Source organism: Bacillus sp. GS3m_15504 (assembly GCF_055825275.1).
On sequence record NZ_JBVVNL010000035.1, the window covers coordinates 1 to 274 of the forward strand.

General features: G+C 40.5%; 1 rRNA gene. It reads left to right on the plus strand.

Annotated elements, in window-relative coordinates:
- Positions 1 to 170 precede the first annotated feature (170 nt).
- Positions 171 to 274: ribosomal RNA gene (gene rrf / locus AC0L0O_RS30070) — 5S ribosomal RNA — on the plus strand; the annotation flags it as partial.

The window sequence follows — 274 nt, forward strand, 5'->3', positions numbered from 1 at the left end:
ATAGGTTCGAGGTGGAAGCATGGTGACATGTGGAGCTGACGAATACTAATAGATCGAGGACTTAACCATATAATATGAAGCAATGTTATCTAGTTTTGAAAGAATATAAAAAACTTGTTGACTTTCAGAGTTAAATAAGTTACAATAATTCTTGTCTTAAATGAATACAGTCTGGTAATGATGGCAGAGAGGCCACACCCGTTCCCATACCGAACACGGAAGTTAAGCTCTCTAGCGCCGATGGTAGTTGGGACCTTGTCCCTGTGAGAGTAGG